The following is a 17,783-nucleotide window of genomic DNA, read 5'->3' as shown; positions in this document are numbered from 1 at the left end:
TCTATTTTTGAATAACATTATTTCGAGTTTGAATTTTAAAAATACATTTTTCTCTTGACAAAAAACAAGCGTTTATCGAGGGTAGTTCCGAGGACATTTTTTCGGGTGAAAGTCAAGTGTATGAAGAGAAAAACGATTGTTTTATAGATATAAAAGTAAGAAGTATATTGAAAAAACACATTTTGCTAATGAGAAAAATCTGATTCAAAAAAATGACAAAAGACATATTTCAGACAAAATGATGTCAATAATACGTCAAAAATAACCTGAATTTACTATGCAGGTATATTATACAATTCGATTAACGAATAAAACACTACAGAAATAGTGAAAAGGTAAAAAATAGCATTACAATAGTTTGAAAAACTGAAACTTCATATTTTTCGACAATACATACAAAATGTTTTTGTCTTTTCGTATTTCTTAATAATTGAGTTTGATAAGATTGCTCAATTAACTTTTATTATAAAAACTATGAAGGAAGTGATTTTAGTATGGAAACGCTCGAATTGGCACGAATACAGTTCGCATCAACAACGATTTTCCATTACTTTTTTGTTCCGCTGTCAATTGGTTTAGCTTTTATTATTGCGATCATGCAAACGTTGTATGTGGTAAAAGGGCAAGAAGTATATAAGAAGATGGCAAAGTTTTGGACGCAATTATTCCTTATTAACTTTGCAGTAGGTGTAGTAACAGGTATTTTACAAGAATTTCAGTTTGGTATGAACTGGTCAACGTATTCACGTTTTGTAGGTGATGTATTTGGTCCATCACTTGCGATTGAAGGATTACTGGCATTTTTCATTGAGTCTACATTCCTGGGTTTATGGGTATTCGGTGAGGATAAATTACCGAAGCGAATTCACTTAATGTGTATTTGGCTCCTTTCAATTGGAACGATGTTATCAGCATTCTGGATTTTAACTGCAAGTGCATTTATGCAGTCACCTGTCGGGTATGAAATGGCAGCTGATGGTCGTGCGCAAATGAATGATTTCTTAGCCATTATTCAAAACCCACAACTATGGGTACAATTCCCGCATACAATTACAGCGGCAATTGCAACAGGTGCATTCTTTATTGCTGGTGTAAGTGCATGGAAAATTACAAAAGGACAAGAAACTGTAGTATTTAAAAAATCTTTCCGAATTTCTATCATTGTTGGAACAATTACAACGGCGCTTGTATTATTCTTCGGTCATGCACAAGCGCAACAATTAATTAAGACACATCCAATGAAGATGGCGGCAGCTGAAGCGCTATGGAATACAAGTGAGGATCCAGCACCATTTACAGTATTTTCGAAAATTGATACAGAGAAGAAAGAAAATTCGTTTGAAATTCAAATCCCTTATATGCTAAGTCTATTATCGTATGATAAGTTTAGCGGTCAAGTTGAAGGGATGAATCAAATTCAAAAACAATATGAGGAAAAATATGGACCTGGAGATTATATTCCTCCAGTGCATACAATGTTTTGGAGTTTTAGAGCGATGGTAATGAGTGGAACATTCATGCTTCTTCTAGGAGCTTACGGATGGTTCTTATCAAGAAAAGATCGTTTAGCGGAAAAAACGTGGTATTTAAAATTAATGGTGTATGCAATTTCTCTTCCATTCATCGGTAATACAGTAGGGTGGATTATGACTGAAATGGGTCGTCAACCTTGGGTTGTATTTGGTGTAATGAAAACAGAAGATGCTGTATCACCAAATGTAACATTCGGTGAAGTATTATTCTCACTTATTTCATTCACATCAATGTATTTAATTATGGGTGGAATTTGTGTGTACTTATTTGTTCGTACCATTAAGGGCCACAAGAATAAGAAAACGAAAAAGGATTATCAAAGCCATGATCCATTTGATAAGGAGGAAGAGTATGTTATCTCTTAATGAGTTATGGTTTTTAGTTATTGCAATCTTGTTTGTTGGATTCTTCGTACTGGAAGGTTTCGACTTTGGGGTAGGAATGGTTTCGAGGTTTTTAGGAAAGAATGATTTTGAAAAACGAGTTTACTTAAATACAATAGGACCGTTCTGGCACGCGAATGAAGTATGGCTTGTTTGTGCTGGTGGAGCCATGTTTGCGGCATTTCCGCACTGGTATGCAACTTTATTTAGTGGTTTTTATATTCCATTTGTATTTATGCTTCTTGCTTTAATTTTAAGAGGTGTTTCCTTTAAATTTCGTGCGAAAATAGATAATCATAAATGGAAGAGTGCATGGGATTGGGGGATGTTTATTGGAAGTATGTTACCTCCTATCCTTTGGGGAGTTGCGATTGCAAACTTTATGGTAGGTGTACCTATTGATGAGAGTAAAAATGTTGTAGGTGGATTCTTGCAATTACTTCATCCATTTGCGTTACTTGGAGGAGTAATGTTTCTCCTACTATGTATTGTTCACGGATTACAATTTCTTACGATACGTACAACTGGTAAATTGAGAGAACGTGCACGAATTGCTGCAATAAAAATTGCACCAATTTCATTAATTACACTTCTTGTTTTTGCTGGTGTGGGGTTATGGAAAACCGACATTTTCACTGCTCATGGAACAGAATGGATTATGGTGCCAATCGGAGCTTTTGTAGCACTATTAGTGTCCACTTTATTAAATAAAAGAAGAAGAGATGGTTGGGCTTTCTTTATGACGAGTTTAACAATCATTTTACTAAGTGCGAGTGTATTTATCGGTATGTTCCCACGTGTTATGATTAGCTCTTTAGGAGCAATGAATGATTTGACAATTTACAACGCAGCATCAGGAGCTTATGCATTAAAACTTATGACTTACTTTGCGATTGCTATTTTGCCTTTCGTTATCGGAAGTCAAATATGGAGTTATTATGTATTTAGACAACCTGTTAAGTCAGACAACGATTTGGAGTACTAATGAAAAGAAAAAGAGGACTTCCGTCTTATCCCGGTAGCCGTATTTTATATGTAGCGTTAACGATTATTAGTATTTTAGAAGCTTTTAGTATTATTGCGCAAACAATCTTTTTAGCACGAGCTATTACGTTTTTATTTCATGGAGAGACAGTACAAACAATATTAAGTGAAATTGTTTATTTTGGTATCGCGTTTGCAGCGCGTCACATAGTAGTTCGAACATCACAAATATTAGTGGAACGTTTTGCTGAAAAAACAGGGTCGTTACTAAGAAAACAACTAATAGAGGCATATTTCACATTAGGTCCAAGGTATGTTCAAACTGTTGGAACTGGTCATCTGGTTACCTTATCAATTGAAGGGATTGAGAAATTTAAAACATATATTGAATTAACGATTCCTAAAATGATTAGAAGTAGCATCGTTCCAGGTCTAATTGTACTATACGTTTTTACGCTAGATATTGAGTCTGGAATCATTTTAGTTGTAACGATTCCTATCGTGATCATATTTATGATTCTTCTCGGATTGGCAGCGCAAAAAATGGCAGATAGTCAGTACGAGATATATCGTGTACTTTCGAACCATTTTGTAGATACGTTAAAAGGTTTAGAAACATTAAAGTATTTAGGGAAAAGTGAACAGCACGAAGGAAAGATTGAAAAAGTAAGTAAAAGGTATAGAAAAGCAACGATGCGTACTTTGCGAGTTGCTTTTCTTTCTTCTTTTGCATTAGATTTCTTTACGAGTTTATCAATTGCGTTTGTGGCAGTTGGATTAGGGATACGTTTAATAGATGGAACGATTATACTATTACCAGCCCTTACAATTTTGATTTTAGCTCCGGAATATTTTCTGCCGATTAAACAAGTGGGAGCAAATTATCATGCGACATTAGATGGACAAATTGCGATGGAGCAAATAGAAGAGATTTTGCAACAACAAAAAGGAATACAAAAGAAAGATTTAAATGAAGATATAGTATGGAATGCCTCTAGTAGCTTGAAATTACAAGACATCAAAGTTAATAATACTGAATCTGAAAAGGCTATATTAGAAGGAATTAATTTTACTTGGGAAGGTAACGGTGCTATTGGTGTTATTGGTGAAAGTGGTGCAGGCAAATCGACGTTAATCGACGTATTAGCAGGTTTTTTATCTCCTTCGAGTGGAAAGATGTTAGTAAATGGTGTAGAAGTTGATGGATCTACTCGTGAAGATTGGCAAAAAAATATCGCTTATATTCCGCAGCAACCTTATATTTTTCCGCTTTCATTAAAGGATAACATTCGTTTTTATGAAACAAATGCAACAGATGAAGAAGTTGAAAGAGTTATTAATGAAGTCGGCCTTCGTTCACTCGTTACATCACTTCCAAATGGGATGCACGAAAGAATTGGAGAAGGTGGACGTATGCTAAGTGGCGGACAAGAACAGCGTGTTGCTATGGCGCGTGCGCTTTTAAGTAAAAAACCAATCATTTTATTAGATGAGCCTACGGCACATCTTGATATTGAAACCGAATTTGAAATAAAGCAAGCGATGTTACGTCTATTTAATGGAAAGTTAGTATTTTTAGCAACCCACCGTCTACATTGGATGAAACAAATGGACCATATTCTTATTTTAAATAAAGGGGAAATGAAAGAAAGTGGGACGTATGAAGAACTTTTAGAGAATGAGACATTACATTTTCATAGGGAAGAGAGGGGAGAGAAATGAGTAACTGGGTTAAACCTTATATAAAACAAAATAAAGGTAGAATGACTTTAACTATTTTCCTTGGTCTTCTTGGAGTTAGTTCAGGAGCGATGTTACTTTTTATTTCAGGTTATTTGATCTCAAAATCTGCCCTTAGACCAGAAAATGTAATGGCTGTATATGTTCCTATTGTTGCAACAAGAGCGTTTAGTATAGGGCAAGCTGTATTTCATTATATAGAGCGCTTAGTCGGACATGATGTCGTACTACGTATATTAGAAAAAATGAGAACGAGGCTATATAGAATAGTAGAACCACAGGCGTTATTTTTCCGTTCTCGATTTCAAACGGGTGATATGTTAGGAGTGTTATCCGAAGATATAGAGCATTTGCAAAACCTATATTTACGTACAATATTTCCTAGCATATTAGCGCTAGTTGTTTATAGTATCTTCGTACTTGTTATCGGTGCATTTGATTTTGTTTTTGCACTTATTGTAGGTTGTATGTTAGCTATTATCGTTTTTCTTCTTCCGTTTGTATCATTACTTTTGATGAAGAAACATCATGTTACTTTAAAGCAAGGAAGAAACCGTTTGTATCAACAACTGACAGATGCTGTTTTTGGATTATCTGATTGGCAAGCAAGTGGTCGTAAAGATGAATTTATTAATGAGTATGTAAAACAAAATGATCAGTTGTTAAAAATCGAAAAGAGAGTGAAACGCTGGTATCATATTCGGGACAGTATCATTCAATTAGTAGTAGGTATTGTAGTTATTTCGATGATCATATGGACTGGGAATGAAGCGGCAAGTGAACAAATTGCTCCTACAGTTATCGCAGCTTTCGTATTAATGACTTTATCTGTAACGAACGCGCTTATTCCTATTGCAGATGCCATCGATCGAATACCGTCGTATGTAGAATCTACCCATCGTCTTAATGGCGTAGAAAGTGATAGTGTTTTACATGATGAAACGGATTTGCATGGAGAGAAAGATTATATTGAACCAAAACATGTAGATATTGAACTGAATCACGTATCGTATAGTTATCCAGATAGTAATGAGATTGTATTAAAAGATGTATCATTACAAATAAAAACAGGGAAGAAAATTGCTATTTTAGGGAGAAGTGGGACAGGGAAATCTACTTTACTAAAATTGTTAACAGGGGCGTTAAGCCCAGTAAATGGCCAAGTTGTACTAAATGGTGAACGAGCTCATACGAATCTTTTATCTAAATATATTTCTGTATTAAATCAAAAGCCGCATTTGTTTGATACGACAATTGGAAATAATGTACGAATTGGCAAACCAGAGGCGACGGATGAAGAGATATGGAAAGCTTTAGAGAAAGCACAATTAGCTTCACATGTTACTTCTCTTCCAGACGGATTACAAACAAAAATGCATGAAATGGGAAAGCGGTTTTCTGGTGGGGAAAGACAAAGGGTTGCTTTTGCTAGAACTCTTATGCAAGAAACACCAATTATTGTACTTGATGAACCGACTATCGGTTTAGATCCAAAAACAGAATTGTCTTTAATTGAAACAATGTTTTCTGCAACGGAAGAAAAGACGGTTATTTGGATTACGCACCATCTTGTAGGAATAGAACATGTAGACGAAGTTATATTCCTTGATCGTGGCCAAATTGTCATGCAAGGTAGTCATAAACAACTTCTGAAAGAAAATGAAAAGTATCGTAAACTTTATGAGTTAGATAAAGGAATATAATTTGAATAAGCAATAATTGTAAAAATAGCTACGCCTAATGGTGGAGCTATTTTTTTTGTTAGATTGCAGGTGTATATGATTGTTACGAATTAAAAATGAATTTCATATTATACATATAATGGAGGGGATGTACATGAAGGAACAATATAAAATCATTGTTTTAAGTGATGAATTATCAGGGGATAGGATTCGAAATACGTTAGACAAAAATAAATGTAAAACAATAGTTCATGTTGTGGACGTTTCAGATGTTGTTCGTATAGAAAGTTCTTTTCAATATATAGTCATTTGGAGAGGGGACGCAGAAAAACTTACAAATGACTTGATAAATAGGGGCGTGCAAAGTTCAAAAATTATTAATTTAACAAAATACATGTATGAATGGAAGGATAAATTAATTTCTATCTATCAAATAAATCCGGATCTTATGTCTTTATACATTTCTATGAAAAAAGCAAAGAGTGATCCGACGTATGAATTGTTTGCTACCGGTTTGTCTTATCCGCATTGTGGCATAAGTACGGAGCTTCTCTCAAAAAAGTCAATAAAATTAACACTTCCATCGCAAGATCTATACTATGATTATTTAATAGCGTCACAACTTTTATCAAACAATCATTCATTTCAATATTGTTTAATAGGAATAGCCTATTTCTCGTTTTACTTTGATATGTCGTTATCCTCCGAATCATATAGAATTCACAAAGTATATTATCCATTGTTTCAAGATGGTCATCATACTGTAGTTCACTCTCCTCTACCCACTGATGGATTCTCACATCTAAATACTCCGAAACCACTTCTTTCTATTTTAAATTTGCATTTTGAATATATTTTATTAGATGAACTAAAAGATGAATCATTGATACTGCCTTGGATAAATGCTGAGTGGAATACCACTCCTCTTCACATTCCTTTTGAAGAACACGGGAAAATAAGAGCAGCTTCACATGCTAAATTGTCGTACCCTCATACTTTAGTTGAAAATAAAATGATTTTTAAAAAATATTTAGATTTACTGTTAAAAAATGATATAAAGCCACTAATTGTTGTGTTCCCTGTTACTTCACATTATTTCAATTGTAGTAGTAAAAAATTAAAAGAAGATTTTTATAAAGTTATAAATGATTTTCAAACTCAATATTCTTTTCAAATCATAGATCTATTTGATTCGCCATTATTTTGTGACGATGATTTTTATGATAGTGATCATATGAATAAAAAAGGTGCAAATAAAATGTCCGCATTATTAAATATGTTTATTCAGGAACGAAAAGTATGATAATTTGTTTCATGTTTGCATAAAAGTATATAGGCTCCATACAGTTAAAGTAATGTGATTTTTGTGTCGCGTATATAAATAATATGCGAAGAGGTGAGAGAGTTAAAATGAGAACTCGTATTGAAAGAACTGAAGAGGTGGTAGAGCAACTTCCGTTGGTAAGTGTATTAATTCCTACGTATAATCGTCCTCGTTACTTTGAAAAGGCGCTATGTAGTGTGTTAGAACAAACGTACCCTAATATAGAAATTATAGTTGGAGATGACAGCACGAATGATGAAACAGAAAAAGTGTTACAAAAATACTTATGTGATCATTCAAATATTATTTATATAAAAAATAGATCAACTCTCGGACAATTTGAAAATGCGCTAATGTTATTTAATGAAGCGAACGGTGAATATATAAATTTTTTAATGGATGATGATGTATTTCATGTGAATAAAATTGAAAAAATGATGAAGTATTTTTTCGATGATTTAGATAATGAAATTAAGCTTGTAACATCTCATCGTCAAGTCATTGATGATAAAGGGAAAGAGCTACGACATATTTATTCGACTGTCCGTTTATTTGAAGAGGATACCATTATAGCGGGAACAGAATTAGGAAATAAGGTAATTGTGGATCAAAAAAATTATATTGGAGAACCGACAACAGTTTTATTTCGTAAAAATGATTTACAAGAACCGTTTGGGATTTTTGATAAGAGGCGGTATTTATGTAACGTAGATATAGCTTCATGGTTATCTTTATTAAGTAAAGGAAAAGCTGTATATATAGCAGAGACACTTAGTTACTTTCGATTACATCCAGATCAACAGTTAAATGAATCTAATAAAATGATGGATGGGTTAGAAGATTTTTCACACAGTATTATAGCAGGAGAACAATATGGTTTCTTATCCACTGAAAAAGAGTTAGATAAAGCGATAACTAATTTTCTAGATTATGCAAGAAGGATAGTTCCATCATCAATATTATATACATTAGACTATTACCAAAAAATTAGAGCGAAGAAAATAAACATAGAAAAGAAAAAACAACATATAAATAATAATTCTTCTTTACCGAAAGTAAGTATACTTATTCCTGCATACAATAGACCTTATTACTTGGAATTAGCACTCAACAGCGCTTTGAATCAAACATATGAAAATATTGAAATTATTATTTCTGACGACAGTACAAATAATGAAGTCAATGCTATGATTCAACCGTACTTACGTGAATATGAGTGTATTACATATGTAAAAAATGAAACGCCGTTAGTTGCCGAAAACTTTAATAAGTGTGTAGAACTTGCGAATGGGGACTATATAAACTTTTTATTAGATGATGATTTATTTCATCATGAAAAGATCGAGAGAATGATGAAATACTTTTTGGCGTTAGAAAATATTTCATTTGTGACGTCATATCGTGAACTGATTGATGAGAATGGAGAGATATTACTACCTTCAACATTAAATATGAAAATCGCGAAAGAAACTACACTTTTTGAAGGAAAAGAATTAGGGAATTATATGTTAAAAAACTTGAAAAATGTAGTTGGTGAGCCGACAACTGTTTTGTTTAATCGGAATTTGTTTGACGGGAAGTTTGGATATTTTAAAGGAAAGGCTTATTCTGCTATTAATGACATTGCAACTTGGCTAGATATGATGAGGAAAGGAAAAGTAGTTTATATACATGAACCTCTTAGTTATTTTAGACAGCATAGTGGACAAAATCAAAAACAAATGCATTTTATTTTAATGACAATTGAAGAGTGGATTGAATTAATTATAGATGCATATAATAGTGGGTTTTTAAGCTCCGAAAGTGAGTATAAAGAGAGTTTATCTTATTGTTTAGAAAATGCGGGATTTATAGTTAAGGATGCAGTAAGAAATGGCGAACTAGATCAAATTTATAATGAAAAGATAAAAAAAGGCTTAAACAAGTTAGTTGCTCATATGTTCGAGAAAGAATGTTGTTATTGTCAATATTGCAATCAACAATTTGAAAAATTTTCACCTTGGCCAGCACATTATGATTTTCCGAAATATAAATTTGAAATGTGGAATAAAGATACAGGGATATGTCCAGTTTGTAATTCGATGGATCGTGAAAGATTGTACCGTGCGTACATTGAAACGGAAACGGACTTGTTAAATAGAAACTATACAATGCTTCATATTGCACCTGAAGCAAAGTTAAGAGATTGGTTTAACGAGTATAAAAATATTACGTATGTATGTGGTGACTTAGAGCCAAAGGATCCATTAATGAAGGAAATTGATGTTACAAGAATTACATATGATAGTAATACTTTTGATGTAATATTATGTAGCCATGTATTAGAACACGTTCCTGATGATGACAAAGCAATGCGAGAGTTATATAGAGTGTTAAAGCCAAATGGATGGGGAATTATTCAAGTACCAATCGTAATGAATGTAGATTTTATTATAGAGAATGAATTAATTGTAACACCACAATTGAGGAAATTAGCTTTTGGTCAAGAAGATCATGTGAGAATTTACAATCAATCGGGATTTATTCAACGATTAATGAATGCAGGATTTAAGGTAGAATTATATAACATAGCGGAAAAACAAGGAATGAAAAGTGCTAGGAAATTTGGATTATCTGAAACAGATATGCTCTATATTGTCCGAAAATGATAGGAAGGAATAGATAGATATGGAGAATATTCCTTTTTTACGTGCTTCAACTGTACCTGTAAGTGAGTATTTGGACGAATTGAAGGAAATTGATACATCTCACATATATACGAATTATGGACCTATAAATCAACGTTTTGAGGAAACAATTATGTCGTCATTTTTTCAAAACAGGGGAGCTGTTACAACAGTAGCAAACGCAACGTTAGGGTTAATGGCGGCTATTCAACTAAAGAAAAGAAGAAAGGGAAAGTATGCTCTCATGCCTAGCTTTACATTCCCTGCGACTGCCTTAGCCGCTATTTGGTGTGGATTGGAACCTTACTTTATTGATGTTTCAATAGATGATTGGTATATGGATAAAACCGTACTTTTGGATAAGATAGAAGAATTAAAAGAAGAGGTTGCGATTGTTGTCCCGTACGCCACTTTTGGATCATGGATGAACTTAGAAGAATATGAAGAATTAGAGAAGAAGGGGATTCCGGTTGTCGTAGATGCGGCGCCGGGATTTGGATTAATGAATGGAGGGATGCATTACGGTCAAGATTTTAGTGGAATGATCGTATATAGCTTTCATGCAACAAAGCCATTCGGAATTGGTGAAGGAGGGCTCATATATAGTAAAAACGAAGAAGATATACAACGTATTAAAAGAATGGGGAATTTCGGATTTGATAAAAATCGTGAATGTACGATGATGGGGTTTAATTGTAAAATGTCTGAATACGCAGCAGCTATTGGGATTGCGACTATAAAAAAGTGGGATCAAAAATTAAAAGAACGTACCCGTATTTCTGAATGGTATAAACAGTTGTTACAAAATACTGGGTTAATGAAAAAAGGGTGGAAAGTCCAAAAGACAGAAGCAGTTATTCACCAATTTATGCCTATCATTTGTCCAGAAGAAGTTCGCAACATACAAGTAATTGAAGAACTGAAAAAACAGAAAATAGAAGCTAGATTATACTTTTCACCATCTTGCCACCAACAAGTTCTTTTTAAAAACTATAAGTCGACAGATTTAACAAAAACGAATAAAATAGCAAAACGAATCGTAAGTTTACCTTTATGGGAAGGGATGACGAAAGAACTAGTAGAGCAAATTGTAATCTGTTTAGAGCAGAAGGTGGTGTCGGTAGATGAATAGTTTTTATAGTCAAGAAGAACTAAAGAAAATTGGATTTTTATCTGTTGGGAAAAATGTATTGGTTAGTAAAAAAGCAAGTATATATAATCCGAGTGCTATATCAGTTGGCAATCATGTAAGAATTGATGATTTTTGCATTTTAAGTGGTAAAATCACAATTGGAAGTTATTCGCACATATCAGCGTATACAGCGTTATATGGAGGGGAAGTTGGGATTGAAATGCATGATTTTGCAAACATCTCAGCTAAAACAATCGTATATGCAGTACTTGATGATTTCAGTGGAAATACATTAATGGGGCCAACCGTCCCGAATCAATATAGGAATGTGAAAGCAGAAAAAGTTATTTTAAAAAAACATGTGATTATTGGTGCTAATTCTATTATTTTTCCAAATGTAATTGTAGGAGAAGGTACGGCAGTCGGCGCGATGAGTATGGTAAAAGAGAGTTTAGATGATTGGTATATTTACGCTGGAGTTCCCGTAAGGAAAGTAAAACCTCGTCAAAAAAAGATGTTAGAGTTAGAAATTGATTTTTTAAAAAGCATTTATTCTTAACAAAAAAGAATGAATGCTTTTTATTTTTATCCCGCTATTTGCCGATAAAGAGTCGACTGGTGAGGGCTAATTAAAGTTTCACTTTATGATAGAGCAGAGTGTATCTTAACTTATTATGTTTTAAATTTTGCTGACCAAGGCAATACTGAGCCATAGTGAATGTAAAGTTGGAGGGCGAGCGTATATGTTTGATGAGGATGGGATTGTTTTAATTATGGAACCAGCTGATGAAAGAAATTTGAGGAGATTTATTTTTTCAGTGCCAAAGTCAGTGTATGAAAAGAAGGGGCTTACATTACACTATGGAACAGCTATAGGACAAGGGTATATGGATATAATTGAAGATATTATAAGCGTGCATATAGAAATAGATGTTGTAACGATAATAGGGCATGTAAGAGGGTAAATAGCTATTTGAAAAAGGCTATAAACAATTTAGCTAGAAGTTATGTATAGAGAAAATTACAGACAATTATAAGGACGAAGGGGGTCTAAAATGAAAATAAAATCAATTGTATTAGTATTCATAGTTTCAATTGGTTTAATGGGATGTTCAATAGTGGAAGAAGGAAAGAACTCCATAGATTATGCTCAAAAGGCGACAGACTATGTAAATGAAATAAGTGCATTTGCAAATGATGCACCAGCATTAGCAGAAAAGGCCGTTAATGATAGCGAGGCTCGAAAAGAATTAGAAACGAAGCTTAGTGAAATTAAACAAGATATACCCGCATTCAATGAATTAACGCCACCTGATGTAGCAAAGGATCTTCATCAACAAATCGTCGGATATAACGAAAAGTTAAATACGTTAATTGATACGGCGAAGACAAAGATAGAAGAAGGCAAAGTGGATGTAGAGCAATTTAAAAACTCTGAGCTTATGCAGACGGTAGATCAAGTTCGAGATTTGAAAGATAAAGTGCAAAATTTAGGTCAATAGTAAAAAGCTCCGTTTGTGATAAACGGAGCTTTTTACTATTGGATACAATAAACGATTACACCAACGATAATAATCATGTTGCCGATGAGTTTACGTTTCGTTATTTTTTCTCCTAGGAAATACCAACCAAAAATTAATATGATGATATAACTTAAGGATTCTAATGCTGATGCTTGTTTTAATGCCATGCCCTTCATGGCGATAACATTTAATCCGGCGTTAATTACAAATAAAGAGTAGCCGATAATAACATAAGGATTCACATATTCTTTTATTCTAGAATCGTATTGTTGCAAAGTAGCTTTTTTTAATAATATTTGTGAGTAATTAGCTAAAATTATCCCGAAAATAAATAATAACATATAACTATTCATCTTTTGTCACCACCACAATCCCGACGATAATAATAGCTGCACCAAGTAAATGATTCCACTGAATAGTATCTCCAAATAGAAATACTGACCAAAGCATTGACCACAGTATAATAATTCCGCGATGTGAATATGCTTTTGAAATTTCGAAATGTTTAATTACTTGTTGCCATAAAATTGCATATCCGAATAAAAGTATAACTAGTCCGAAATAAGCAACAAAAAATGAGATGGAAGCAATGGGGAATTTAGCTGCCCATTTCATGTAAACCATAATGATAGAATATATCAAAAAAGCTACATGTAAAAATACGTAATTTTTAATAGTTGGTTTCATTTATTCACTCTCTTTTGCATATAAATATATATTTATACCTAATTTTTCTAATGATATATATTGGAACGTATTTTGTTTAACCTTTCACATTCCAAATTATATAGTATCATGGCTTTTATTGTAAAACAATAGAAGCTATCTATGAATTCATTTTTTCCAAGGTTCTACAATATGTATCGTTTTATTTGTTGCATCCAACTCTACTTGAACACCGATAGGTATGGTAATCATGGGATGTGTATGACAACAATCGAAGTCAGCTAGAAAAGGAATTCTTTGATTTTGAAGTACTTCTAATAGTATTTCAAAAGGTTTTCGGTTGGTACCACAATCATCAAATTGCTCGTGTTTTCCAAGAATGATACCTGAAATTTTATCGAATACACCGTTAATTTTAAGTAATGAAAAGCTTCTTTCAATAGTAGCTGCATCTTTTGAACTGTCCTCAATAAAGAGAATGTCGCCTTCTTGAATATGTGGCATATAGGGGCTACCCAAAATTCCTTGTATCGTGTTTAAATTCCCGCCAATAATACGCCCAGTAGCTTTTCCATCAATTACTGAAATCCAATCGTTTGGTCGAAGTTCTTTCTCCTTCGTCTTTTCTTCCCAATTAATAAATTCATCTGACCAAAATAATGGTTGTTTTATATGATAAGGAAGAGAATGATCATGTAGTAAAGTTTCAGCAAAATATTTGTATGTGCAATCAACAAAAGGTTCAAATTCGCCAAAGGAAGGGACGAGAGCTGGTCCATAAAATGTAGGGATTCCTGTTTTGGCGTAAATTCCTAGTAATAAAGCAGTTGCATCTGAATACCCAATCATTATTTTAGGGTTCTTTAGAAAAGCATCATAATCAATATAAGGTAATATTGAATTTGAATTCATCCCACCAATTGTTGACATAATACAAGAAACATTAGGATTTCTTATCAAGACATTTAGTTCCTCAGCACGCTCTTGTATACTACCAGAACGATAAAAATCATATCGACCTGTTAATGAACCTTCTAATATATGAAACCCTTTCTGTTGTAAGTAAGATTTTGCTCGTTCAAATCTTTTTGGAGAAGTGTAGGTTACTGGTGAAGAAGGGGAGTAGATCCCAACTGTGTCTCCGTATTTTAATGATTTTGGAAGTAGCATTTGTATGAATCCCTTCTATTAAATAGTTTATCTCGCTATTTGACGGGTAGCCCAATTGGTGGGGCTGATTAAAGTTTCGCTTTATTTACGAGATTTTATTATTGAATATTCTTACGTTTCAATATTGTAAGTTTAACATAAATAAATTAAAATAATCATTGCTGTATATGAATAAATATACCTTTTACCTTGACTATATAAAGGAATTGTTGTTAAGGTTAAATGTGAGTGTATAAAAGGTTTGCTAAAGGAGTTTTGAAATGAATCGGTTAAAATGGGGAAGGATGACAGTCCTATTAGTTATTATTTTAGGGATATGTTGGTTCTTATTCCAAGGAAATCAAAAGAGCATAGCGAATGTAGAGGGACAACCTTTGCAAGTGGCAGAACTACCTAAAGCAGGATTTACTGAAAAAGTAGTCCCGCCAAAGTACATCCCACCAGAAATTAACGCAAAAGCAGCTATGATTATCGATGCGAGTGATGGAGATATTATTTATCAATATAATGAAAATGAAGCTTTTGCACCGGCTAGTATGTCTAAGATGATGACAGCGTATCTCTTACTAGAGAGTATACATAACGGGAAAGTTCGCTGGGAAGATCCAGTAAAAATGAGTGCGAAGGCGGCACAAACAGAAGGAGCGAGAATCCCAGTACAAGTTAATGACACATTAACTGTTAAAGATTTATATCATGCATTAATGATTGAGTCAGCTAATAATTCGGCTGTGGCTTTAGCAGAACATATGGCAAAATCGGAGAAAGATTTCGTTCAGCTTATGGATGCAAAAGCGAAACAGTTAAAAATGTCGGAACATGCTAAATTTGCAAATGCTTCTGGATTACAAGAGCCAGATGGAAGTGAAACAAAAATGACGGCTGGTGATGTAGCACAATTGGCGTATCATCTTATAAAAGATTATCCGGAAATATTAGAAGTGACTCACTTACGCCAAAGTCAGCTAGCATTTAATAATATTAATGTTATAAGCACAAACGACATGTTAAACAAAAATAATAAAAGTTTATATATAGAAGGAATGGACGGACTAAAGACTGGATTTACAGATAGTGCAGGATACTGTTTTACTGGGACTGCAAAGCAAGGTGATAATCGAATTATTACAGTGGTCATGGGGACATCCAGTAAAACAAAACGTTTTACAGAGACAAATAAGTTAATGTCGTATGCATTTGGATTAGTTAATTAAGTAAGTAAAATACGAATCTAGATCGCTACATAAGTAAGACTGTTTGTTGTTACTAATTTTAGATAACAACAAACAGTCTTTTTATTTTAAAAAGGAAAAAGCTTCTAAATATAAGTGTTATTATTTGAGTTTGTTTGTTGCTGTGATATTATAAAGTTATAAGCTTATTAATAATAAGTTTGAGGGGCGTAATATGATATATACATATAAAATAGCCTCAATTGAAAATTGGAGGGAATTATGATGGCAAAAGATTTTTACTCAGCAATTGAAGACAGAAGATCTATTTATGCAATTAGTAAAGAGCAAGTAGTTTCTGATGAGAAAATTCAAGAAGTGATTTATCATGCTGTAAAACATACACCTTCAGCTTTTAATTCTCAAAGTGCTCGCGTTGTTGTTTTATTAGGAGAACAACATGATAAATTATGGGATATTACGAAAGAAACGTTACGAAAAATTGTACCTGAAAATAACTTTGCACCTACTGAAGAAAAAATGAATGCATTTAAAAGTGGTTATGGAACGGTTTTATATTTTGAAGACAGTGAAGTAGTGGAAAGCCTTCAAGCTAACTTTGCATTATATAAAGATAATTTCCCAACTTGGTCTCAGCAATCATCAGGAATGTTACAATTTGCAATTTGGACAGCTTTAGAAATTGAAGGGTTTGGTGCTACGTTACAGCATTACAATCCGCTAATTGTTGAAGAAGTGAGAAAAGAGTGGGATGTTCCAGAGAATTGGAAACTTATTGCGCAAATGCCATTTGGTAAACCGGTAGTACATGCTGGTGAAAAAGAATTCCAACCGCTAGAGGACCGTGTGAAAATTTATAAATAATTTAAAAAGGTGAACAGGAATATAACCTGTTCACCTTTTTTTATACGTAATAAGGGTTTTTTTGTCCGGCATTTTTCATCTGATTTTTTAATTCGTTTTTACGTGTTTCAATAGCTGATACTTTTTGTAATGTTATCATTGAAACGAATTGAATAAAAGCATAGTATAGCTCTATGTTTTTTTGTATTGGATCATCTATTATATTTCTCACAAATATGCCTCCTCTTTTTATTCCAATAAAACTCCGCATTAATGGGCAGCCCGAGTGGTGAGGGTTAATAATTAGCGGAGGATGTATAAAACCCTTCCTGATTAAAGTTTCATTTTATAAGGGAATGAAACTTTAATTAATTCGCTAAAATTCTTGTTTATTAAGATATGTATATAATACTATAAATATCCTATAAATATCCTATAAATTCCATTATAAGAAAAAGAGAACAGTTGATATAGTGTGTGTTTTCTTTAAAGGAGAAATGGCTTTTGTGAAATAAATCTTACAATTCGTCAAATTATTTCAAAATTGTAGATAGTATAGAAATTTAGTTTTCTAAAAATATTATACTATTGATAAATAGAGTGATTTTTGTCATGATGAAAGTATACTTCATGTAAGGAGCTTTATAAGGAAATACATACTTGAGTTTGTATTAGGTTAATAGAATTTTTTATAATAGATAGAAAAGGGATATTTTATATTAAAATATTAAATAGAATGTCGAATTTTCATGCGATATATAAGAAATTTGAAAAAAACATTGCAAAAACACTGTGTTTAATGATAAAGTTCACATGAAGTTCACACGGATTTCACTTTGTTCATTTAAAATGAACTCTGTGTGAAAAATAAAACTCTTGCTAAAAAATGGAACTGGATGAATATTTTACTTTGATAATATTGTAAAGTATTAAAGTTTTAGTTT

16 protein-coding genes are annotated in these 17,783 nt (G+C 33.0%); 12 read left to right on the top strand and 4 right to left on the bottom strand.

Features of this window, described 5'->3' with window-relative positions:
- Positions 1-494: 494 nt before the first annotated feature.
- The 10 genes from cydA to B9A45_RS20165 all read left to right on the top strand — a co-directional run bounded on the left by cydA (position 495) and on the right by B9A45_RS20165 (position 12,946).
- Positions 495-1,898, top strand: a complete 1,404-nt coding sequence (cydA, locus tag B9A45_RS20210; protein WP_000448869.1) for a cytochrome ubiquinol oxidase subunit I — start codon at positions 495-497, stop codon at positions 1,896-1,898.
- A complete protein-coding gene (cydB, locus tag B9A45_RS20205) occupies positions 1,885-2,901 on the top strand; it encodes a cytochrome d ubiquinol oxidase subunit II (RefSeq protein WP_000950086.1) in 1,017 nt (338 codons plus the stop codon). The genes cydA and cydB overlap by 14 nt, the downstream gene beginning before the upstream one ends.
- Complete coding sequence (gene cydD / locus B9A45_RS20200) at positions 2,901-4,622, top strand: thiol reductant ABC exporter subunit CydD (protein WP_000824021.1); 1,722 nt, start codon at positions 2,901-2,903, stop codon at positions 4,620-4,622. Before cydB ends, cydD begins: the two co-directional genes overlap by 1 nt.
- The gene (gene cydC, locus B9A45_RS20195) at positions 4,619-6,343 is read left to right on the top strand and encodes a thiol reductant ABC exporter subunit CydC (RefSeq protein WP_000073649.1); all 1,725 of its coding nucleotides are present in this window, start codon (positions 4,619-4,621) and stop codon (positions 6,341-6,343) included. Before cydD ends, cydC begins: the two co-directional genes overlap by 4 nt.
- A gap of 133 nt (positions 6,344-6,476) precedes the next feature.
- On the top strand, positions 6,477-7,625 hold the full coding sequence (locus B9A45_RS20190; RefSeq protein ID WP_000664253.1) for a hypothetical protein: 1,149 nt from the start codon (positions 6,477-6,479) through the stop codon (positions 7,623-7,625).
- Between the two features lie 107 nt (positions 7,626-7,732).
- The gene (locus tag B9A45_RS20185; RefSeq protein ID WP_016109774.1) at positions 7,733-10,294 is read left to right on the top strand and encodes a glycosyltransferase; all 2,562 of its coding nucleotides are present in this window, start codon (positions 7,733-7,735) and stop codon (positions 10,292-10,294) included.
- Positions 10,295-10,313: 19 nt separating this feature from the next.
- Positions 10,314-11,444, top strand: coding sequence for a DegT/DnrJ/EryC1/StrS aminotransferase family protein (locus B9A45_RS20180; RefSeq protein ID WP_084064677.1), 1,131 nt, complete (start codon positions 10,314-10,316; stop codon positions 11,442-11,444).
- Positions 11,437-12,003 carry an acyltransferase gene (locus B9A45_RS20175; RefSeq protein ID WP_001084184.1) on the top strand — a complete coding sequence of 189 codons (567 nt, stop codon included), beginning with the start codon at positions 11,437-11,439 and terminating at the stop codon, positions 12,001-12,003. The genes B9A45_RS20180 and B9A45_RS20175 overlap by 8 nt, the downstream gene beginning before the upstream one ends.
- Positions 12,004-12,187: 184 nt before the next feature.
- Positions 12,188-12,409 (top strand): hypothetical protein, encoded by a 222-nt coding sequence (locus B9A45_RS20170; RefSeq protein ID WP_000459099.1) that lies wholly within the window; start codon positions 12,188-12,190, stop codon positions 12,407-12,409.
- 90 nt (positions 12,410-12,499) lie between these two features.
- Complete coding sequence (locus tag B9A45_RS20165) at positions 12,500-12,946, top strand: DUF6376 family protein (RefSeq protein ID WP_000695229.1); 447 nt, start codon at positions 12,500-12,502, stop codon at positions 12,944-12,946.
- 35 nt (positions 12,947-12,981) lie between these two features.
- Here the strand turns inward: B9A45_RS20165 and B9A45_RS20160 are convergent, their stop codons facing one another.
- The 3 genes from B9A45_RS20160 to B9A45_RS20150 form a co-directional block, all read right to left on the bottom strand.
- Entirely contained in the window at positions 12,982-13,320 is a 339-nt protein-coding gene (locus B9A45_RS20160) for an EamA family transporter (RefSeq protein WP_001089868.1), read from the bottom strand.
- The gene (locus B9A45_RS20155; RefSeq protein WP_000805125.1) at positions 13,313-13,654 is read right to left on the bottom strand and encodes an EamA family transporter; all 342 of its coding nucleotides are present in this window, start codon (positions 13,652-13,654) and stop codon (positions 13,313-13,315) included. Before B9A45_RS20155 ends, B9A45_RS20160 begins: the two co-directional genes overlap by 8 nt.
- Positions 13,655-13,801: 147 nt before the next feature.
- On the bottom strand, positions 13,802-14,803 hold the full coding sequence (locus tag B9A45_RS20150; RefSeq protein WP_000926335.1) for a S66 family peptidase: 1,002 nt from the start codon (positions 14,801-14,803) through the stop codon (positions 13,802-13,804).
- 260 nt (positions 14,804-15,063) lie between these two features.
- Between B9A45_RS20150 and B9A45_RS20145 the strand changes: the two genes are divergently transcribed.
- Together B9A45_RS20145 and B9A45_RS20140 are read left to right on the top strand one after the other, a co-directional pair.
- Positions 15,064-16,017 (top strand): D-alanyl-D-alanine carboxypeptidase family protein, encoded by a 954-nt coding sequence (locus B9A45_RS20145; protein ID WP_001080871.1) that lies wholly within the window; start codon positions 15,064-15,066, stop codon positions 16,015-16,017.
- 240 nt (positions 16,018-16,257) lie between these two features.
- Positions 16,258-16,860 (top strand): nitroreductase family protein, encoded by a 603-nt coding sequence (locus tag B9A45_RS20140; RefSeq protein ID WP_179135405.1) that lies wholly within the window; start codon positions 16,258-16,260, stop codon positions 16,858-16,860.
- Positions 16,861-16,900: 40 nt separating this feature from the next.
- Here B9A45_RS20140 and B9A45_RS20135 read toward each other — a convergent pair whose 3' ends face one another.
- Positions 16,901-17,071, bottom strand: coding sequence for a hypothetical protein (locus B9A45_RS20135; protein ID WP_001244279.1), 171 nt, complete (start codon positions 17,069-17,071; stop codon positions 16,901-16,903).
- Between the last annotated feature and the right edge of the window lie 712 nt (positions 17,072-17,783).

The sequence above is a fragment of the Bacillus sp. JKS001846 genome (genome assembly GCF_900176455.1).
GTDB lineage: Bacteria > Bacillota > Bacilli > Bacillales > Bacillaceae_G > Bacillus_A > Bacillus_A cereus.
The sequence above is the reverse complement of the archived record's forward strand: the minus strand, read 5'-3'. Positions and strand labels throughout refer to the sequence as shown.

What these genes read in the sequence shown, in the direction of transcription:
- B9A45_RS20155 (WP_000805125.1), bottom strand. Translation starts at nt 13,654, where the DNA reads ATGAAACCAACTATTAAAAATTACGTATTTTTACATGTAGCTTTTTTG.
- cydB (WP_000950086.1), top strand. Translation starts at nt 1,885, where the DNA reads ATGTTATCTCTTAATGAGTTATGGTTTTTAGTTATTGCAATCTTGTTT.
- B9A45_RS20185 (WP_016109774.1), top strand. Translation starts at nt 7,733, where the DNA reads ATGAGAACTCGTATTGAAAGAACTGAAGAGGTGGTAGAGCAACTTCCG.
- B9A45_RS20145 (WP_001080871.1), top strand. Translation starts at nt 15,064, where the DNA reads ATGAATCGGTTAAAATGGGGAAGGATGACAGTCCTATTAGTTATTATT.
- B9A45_RS20170 (WP_000459099.1), top strand. Translation starts at nt 12,188, where the DNA reads ATGTTTGATGAGGATGGGATTGTTTTAATTATGGAACCAGCTGATGAA.
- cydD (WP_000824021.1), top strand. Translation starts at nt 2,901, where the DNA reads ATGAAAAGAAAAAGAGGACTTCCGTCTTATCCCGGTAGCCGTATTTTA.
- cydC (WP_000073649.1), top strand. Translation starts at nt 4,619, where the DNA reads ATGAGTAACTGGGTTAAACCTTATATAAAACAAAATAAAGGTAGAATG.
- B9A45_RS20150 (WP_000926335.1), bottom strand. Translation starts at nt 14,803, where the DNA reads ATGCTACTTCCAAAATCATTAAAATACGGAGACACAGTTGGGATCTAC.
- B9A45_RS20180 (WP_084064677.1), top strand. Translation starts at nt 10,314, where the DNA reads ATGGAGAATATTCCTTTTTTACGTGCTTCAACTGTACCTGTAAGTGAG.
- B9A45_RS20175 (WP_001084184.1), top strand. Translation starts at nt 11,437, where the DNA reads ATGAATAGTTTTTATAGTCAAGAAGAACTAAAGAAAATTGGATTTTTA.
- B9A45_RS20160 (WP_001089868.1), bottom strand. Translation starts at nt 13,320, where the DNA reads ATGAATAGTTATATGTTATTATTTATTTTCGGGATAATTTTAGCTAAT.
- B9A45_RS20140 (WP_179135405.1), top strand. Translation starts at nt 16,258, where the DNA reads ATGATGGCAAAAGATTTTTACTCAGCAATTGAAGACAGAAGATCTATT.
- B9A45_RS20190 (WP_000664253.1), top strand. Translation starts at nt 6,477, where the DNA reads ATGAAGGAACAATATAAAATCATTGTTTTAAGTGATGAATTATCAGGG.
- cydA (WP_000448869.1), top strand. Translation starts at nt 495, where the DNA reads ATGGAAACGCTCGAATTGGCACGAATACAGTTCGCATCAACAACGATT.
- B9A45_RS20165 (WP_000695229.1), top strand. Translation starts at nt 12,500, where the DNA reads ATGAAAATAAAATCAATTGTATTAGTATTCATAGTTTCAATTGGTTTA.